At 62.2% G+C, this 4856-nt stretch carries 8 protein-coding genes and 1 pseudogene; 8 read left to right on the forward strand and 1 reads right to left on the reverse strand.

Annotated elements, in window-relative coordinates; genetic code table 11:
* From Q0R23_RS11795 to Q0R23_RS11830, 8 genes and pseudogenes are all read left to right on the forward strand, one after another.
* Window positions 1–238: pseudogene (locus Q0R23_RS11795) on the forward strand (hypothetical protein); the annotation flags it as partial.
* A 27-nt stretch (window positions 239–265) separates the two neighbouring features.
* Window positions 266–865, forward strand: a complete 600-nt coding sequence (locus tag Q0R23_RS11800; RefSeq protein ID WP_293913267.1) for a nicotinamide mononucleotide transporter family protein — start codon at window positions 266–268, stop codon at window positions 863–865.
* On the forward strand, window positions 858–1859 hold the full coding sequence (locus Q0R23_RS11805) for an AAA family ATPase (RefSeq protein WP_293913269.1): 1002 nt from the start codon (window positions 858–860) through the stop codon (window positions 1857–1859). The genes Q0R23_RS11800 and Q0R23_RS11805 overlap by 8 nt, the downstream gene beginning before the upstream one ends.
* Before the next feature lie 105 nt (window positions 1860–1964).
* On the forward strand, window positions 1965–2696 hold the full coding sequence (locus Q0R23_RS11810) for a TM2 domain-containing protein (RefSeq protein WP_293913271.1): 732 nt from the start codon (window positions 1965–1967) through the stop codon (window positions 2694–2696).
* A gap of 98 nt (window positions 2697–2794) precedes the next feature.
* The gene (locus tag Q0R23_RS11815) at window positions 2795–3271 is read left to right on the forward strand and encodes an NINE protein (RefSeq protein ID WP_293913273.1); all 477 of its coding nucleotides are present in this window, start codon (window positions 2795–2797) and stop codon (window positions 3269–3271) included.
* Window positions 3272–3354: 83 nt separating this feature from the next.
* Window positions 3355–3549, forward strand: coding sequence for a toxin-antitoxin system HicB family antitoxin (locus Q0R23_RS11820; protein ID WP_293913275.1), 195 nt, complete (start codon window positions 3355–3357; stop codon window positions 3547–3549).
* A 58-nt stretch (window positions 3550–3607) separates the two neighbouring features.
* A complete protein-coding gene (locus Q0R23_RS11825) occupies window positions 3608–3805 on the forward strand; it encodes a hypothetical protein (RefSeq protein ID WP_293913276.1) in 198 nt (65 codons plus the stop codon).
* Window positions 3802–4212 carry a PIN domain-containing protein gene (locus Q0R23_RS11830; protein ID WP_293913278.1) on the forward strand — a complete coding sequence of 137 codons (411 nt, stop codon included), beginning with the start codon at window positions 3802–3804 and terminating at the stop codon, window positions 4210–4212. Before Q0R23_RS11825 ends, Q0R23_RS11830 begins: the two co-directional genes overlap by 4 nt.
* 222 nt (window positions 4213–4434) lie before the next feature.
* Here Q0R23_RS11830 and Q0R23_RS11835 read toward each other — a convergent pair.
* On the reverse strand, window positions 4435–4856 hold a 422-nt coding region (locus Q0R23_RS11835; RefSeq protein WP_293913279.1), incomplete at its 5' end, for a hypothetical protein.

The following is a 4856-nucleotide window of genomic DNA, read 5'->3' on the forward strand; positions in this document are numbered from 1 at the left end:
GCGCAACACCCCACCGGTAGGGTACGTCACCGAATTTGACGTGCTAGCAAGCGTGGCGACCCGCTACGACATCCAGATCGTCGGGAGTCAGGAACTGCATCAAGAGTTGTGGGTTCCGGCAGCCGAACTGGAGGCGTTCAACTCGGCAATTCTCGCGCCCATCCGGCTTGTCGCTCATTTCGTGGGAGACGGCTACGTGGGCGAGATCAATCCGCAGACGCACTTGCCGGTTTCCTAGAACACTCCCCACTCCGGAGGCCACCCCATGACCGACCTCGCCGCCCTCATCGCCCGCATCCCCCCACTCGCTCTCGACCTCTCCGGTGCCCTGGCCGTGCTCGCCTCGCTGCACTTCCTGTTCGCCAAGGCGCGGGCCTACTGGCACTGGAGCAACCTCTCGCTGCTGCCCTACTTCCTGCTGTTCGTGGCGGGGGGGCAGTGGCAACTGGCGGGCTTGCAAATCTGCTACCTGATCTTCGGCGTTCACGGCCTGTACCTCTGGCACCTGGAGGCGCAGCGGGACCGGGGCGGAGTGCAGTTCAACGAGGGCGCCTGGTACGGCGTCACCTGGGTCGCCAGTTTGACCATCTTCGGCTACACCGTCTACGTCACCGACTTTTCACAGCCCTGGAACTGGGTGCAGTTCGCGGTGGTGGGGGTCTCGCTCGTCGCCAACTTCGGCACCACCCGTAGACAGGCCTGGAGCTGGCCGGTCTGGATACTGGCGAACGCGGTGGGCGCGGTGTTTTACTTCCACACGCAGTACTGGGCGCTGTTTACGCTGCAATTCGTCCTGGCCGCCATGAGCGCTTACGGCTGGACCGTCTGGTCGAAGGACGAACGCCGGGTGCTCGCCGTTGCCTGAGTCTGGACGGTTCCGGCATGGCCTGATCGTCGGCAAATTCGCGCCGCCCCACGCCGGGCACGAGGCGCTGATCCGCTTTGCACTCGAACGCTGCGAGACGCTCAGCGTCTGGGTCTACAGCCGCCCGGATTTCACGGCCATGCCCTCGCCGCTGCGCCGGGGCTGGCTGCGCGAGGTGTTTCCGGTGTGGCTGTTCCCGAATCTGGAGCTGCTGCCCGACGCCCCGAATCCGCCGCTGAACGACGCCCCTGACCAGGTTCATCAGGACTACGTGCGGCGTGTGCTCGGCGACTGGAATATCCGCCCCGACGCCGTGTTCAGCAGCGAAGACTACGGCCCGGCGCTGGCTGGGCGCCTGAACGCCGCGCACGTCCCCTTCGACCCGGAGCGCCGCCTGAGCCCCATCAGCGGCAGCGCCGTCCGGCAAGACGTTCACGCGGCCCGGCAGTACCTGAGTCCGCTCGTCTACGCCCACTTCGTGCAGCGCGTCGCCCTGGTCGGCGCCGAGAGCACCGGCAAGAGCACGCTGGCGGCGGCGCTGGCCGGGGCGTTCGGCACGCGCTTCGTGCGCGAGTATGGCCGCGACGTGTACGAGCGCGAAAACGGCGCCCTGCATCCGGAACATTTCGCCGAAATTGCCCTGGGCCACCGCGCCCTGGAAGACGAGGCGATCAGGGCGCCGGGCCTGAACCGCTTCCTGTTCGCCGACACCACCGCCGCCACGACGCTGATGTGGTCGTACCTGCTGACCCGCACGGCCCTGAGCGAACTGCATGCCCTGGCTGACGCCTGCGCCGCCCGCTACGCCCACACCTTCCTGTGCGGCGATGAGTTCAGGCACGTTCAGGACGGCTGGCGCAGCAATACCGAGGTGCGCGGGGTACAGCAGGCGTTTATCATTCAGGATCTGCGCAGCCGGGGTGTACCCTTCACCGAGTTGCGCGGCCCCCTGGACGAGCGCCTGGCGACGGTGCGCGGGGTGCTTGAACAGTGACCCCCGGCTGACAACTTGACGCTGACAACTTTTTGACACTGACAACTTTGGATGGACGCCTTGCGCGGCGCCCCAGGCTAACCTGTCGTCAACAGGAGGCCCACCATGTCCGACCCCGACGCCCACCAGACCGCGCCCGACCAGGCGCCCACCGATCCCAGCCCTACCAATGATCCCAGCCCCGCCAACGACCTGCGAATCGACCCGCCCAATACCGGTACGCACGGCACCAGTACACACAGCACCGATCTGCACAACCTGCGGGGCCTGGCACCCGGTCAGGACGTCCCCGCCTGGGTCGCGGAGGCCACCCGGCAGGGCACCAGCCAGCAACCGGGGCAGGGCAACGCCTACAACCAGCATCCGAATGCCCAGAACTCAGGTACGCAGAACTCAGGTACGCAGAATTCGTATTCACAGAATTCATTTCCGCACAGCCCGTTCACCCAGCCGGGCGGCAACCTGGGCAACCCCTACGGCCCGGCCCAGCCGAGCAGCGGGCCGTTGCCTCTGAGTACCACGAGCGATGTGGGCACCAAAAAACTGGTCGCCGGGCTGCTGGCCATCTTCCTGGGTTCGTTCGGGGTCCACAAGTTCTACCTGAGCCGCACCGGAGCAGGTCTGGTGATGCTGATCGTCAACCTGGGCGGCTGGTTCCTGGCCGGTGTCCTCACGCTGATAACCTTCGGCATCGCCGGGTTCGTCGTGTTGCCGCTGATGTCGCTGGTCGCCGGTGCGCTGGGCATCATCGGCCTGATCGAGGGCATCGTGTACCTGACGCGCAGCGACGAGGAATTCAATCAGACCTACGTGGTGGGCCGCAAAGACTGGTTCTGAGACGTCGGTGGCCAACCGCTCTACGTCGACGGGTTTTTAACAGCGCTCAGGTTAAGCTGGGATCAAGCGCCGCTCATCAAGGCGCAGGAGGGCTCCCCATGACTGACCCAAACCGTCCGGATACAGGTGTGAATCTCGGTAAAGACACGTTCAGCGGGGCGCCCTCGGTGGGCGACTGGAGCGGCGGCGGCGCCCCTTCCGGCCACACCGGCAGCCAGGCCGCGCCGCAGAACTGGGGCCACCCTGGCGCAGCGGGGCCGGGCAGCGCCAGCGGTCTGCCCGCCGACATCGCCAACAAAAAGCTGGTGGCGGGCATTCTGGGCATCTTGCTCGGCAGCCTGGGCGTGCATAAGTTCTACCTGGGCAATACCCAGCCGGGCATCATCATGCTGGCGGGGACGCTGGGCGGCTACATCCTGGGCACGCTGCTGCTGATTATCCTGATCGGCTTCGTGTTCTTTCTGGTGCCGATAGCGATGGGCATCATCGGGCTGGTGGAGGGTATTATCTACCTGACCAAAACGGACCAGGATTTTTACCAGACCTACGTGGTGGGCAAAAAAGCCTGGTTCTGAGCCGCCGTAACTCAGCGTCACACCGGGGCCGGACGCCGCTTGAGCGCTGGCCCCGGCGCCGTGTCGGGGGAGTAAACTAAGACATGACCGGCGTGCAGCTTCCCGACGATCTGGTACGGGAATTGATGACCTACACGGGTGAGGCAACTCCGCAGGCGGCAGTGATGAACGTCGTCAACGAATTTTTGCGTACTCATCGGGCAGATCGGGCCGCTTTCCTGGCCGTGCTCGACAAGGCCCCGGACGTGCCCCCGCTCCCCGGCGACGAGTTGCCCTGAGCGCCCCCGCTCCCGCTCGCCGCGCCCCTACCGAAGTAGAAGCGAGGTAAAATGCGCCATGAAAAACGTGAAACTCCCTGACGAGATGGTGAAGGCTGTGGTGAACATGGTGGGTCAGTCGGACCCTGACACTGCCGTTTTTGAAGCCCTCAGCGAGTTTATGCAGTACCGGCGGCAACTCCGGGTGCTGGATTTTGAAGGCCAGTTCGACGCTGACCCGACCTACGACTACAAAGAGCAGCGCCGCATTCCGTGACGCCTGGGCGCGTTCTGGTCGATAGCGACGTATGGTCAGAGTTTTACCGCAAGCGAACAGGCGAACCCTCGGAGCAGGTGCAGCAGCTTCGGGTACTGATCGTGGGGCGGCAGATTGCCATGCTGGGCGCCATCCGGCATGAAGTGCTGAGTGGTTGGCGTTACGCGCACCAATTTGAACAGGTTCGTGAGCTGATGCGGGCCTTTCCGGACCAGTCCCTCACGGAACGCGAGTACGAACGCGCCGCCGAGTTCTTCAACACCTGCCGCAGCCAGGGTGTGCAGGGCAGCAACACCGACTTTCTGATCTGTGCCTGTAGTGCCGCCTGGGATGTGCCGGTGCTGACCAAAGATCGGGATTACCAGCGCTACGCCGAGCATGTGCCGGTGCGCCTCTACCGCCCCTGAGCGCCCAACCCTGCCCCCGCTCACCGCGCCCCTGCCGAAGCTTGGGGTGAGGGAACTGAATCTGAAAGCCCGGTGATCAGCCTGCACCATCTGAGGCGCAACAAAGCCGCAGGTTAAACCTAAAGACTTGGGCGATCTGAGCGAATTGCTGATAGAAGACCGGTCTTGGCCCTAGCGCCTGCAACCGAGCAAAAGCGCAAGGTGATCTTATGACACTCAATACTAAGCTATTGTTGCAGAGCTATTAAGAATCATCTCAGCGATGAATCTCATTAGCGGAAGCTCTTTTGCTAACGCTGCATCATCTCTAAATGGATTATATTTTGCCTTTTCTCCCTCTTTGCTATGAACTATGGAGTTTCTTATAGAATAGATGCGACTTGCCAAATGTTTGTAGAAATTTATCCTGTCAGCGAAATCAACTTTTCTCGCCCTGCAAAATTCAATATCGCCATCCTTGTAGTATTGCGTTAATGAGGTTTCATAAGACTCCAAGAGAATTCGTAATTCTTCAGGTTCGGGCACAAACTTTACGAGGGTCAATCTCAAAGCTTCAGGCTCACTCACTTTAACTGAATCATCCGTAAATGTCCTGTTCGCTACGGCCATCTTGATTAAATCCTTTATGTCTCTATCTCTTTTAT

It is taken from the genome of Deinococcus sp. (genome assembly GCF_025362455.1).
In the GTDB taxonomy this organism is placed as follows: domain Bacteria; phylum Deinococcota; class Deinococci; order Deinococcales; family Deinococcaceae; genus Deinococcus.

Bases quoted from the DNA above. Each gene is read 5' to 3' on its own strand.
- Q0R23_RS11800 (WP_293913267.1), top strand. From the start codon at position 266: ATGACCGACCTCGCCGCCCTCATCGCCCGCATCCCCCCACTCGCTCTC.
- Q0R23_RS11810 (WP_293913271.1), top strand. From the start codon at position 1,965: ATGTCCGACCCCGACGCCCACCAGACCGCGCCCGACCAGGCGCCCACC.
- Q0R23_RS11815 (WP_293913273.1), top strand. From the start codon at position 2,795: ATGACTGACCCAAACCGTCCGGATACAGGTGTGAATCTCGGTAAAGAC.
- Q0R23_RS11820 (WP_293913275.1), top strand. From the start codon at position 3,355: ATGACCGGCGTGCAGCTTCCCGACGATCTGGTACGGGAATTGATGACC.
- Q0R23_RS11825 (WP_293913276.1), top strand. From the start codon at position 3,608: ATGAAAAACGTGAAACTCCCTGACGAGATGGTGAAGGCTGTGGTGAAC.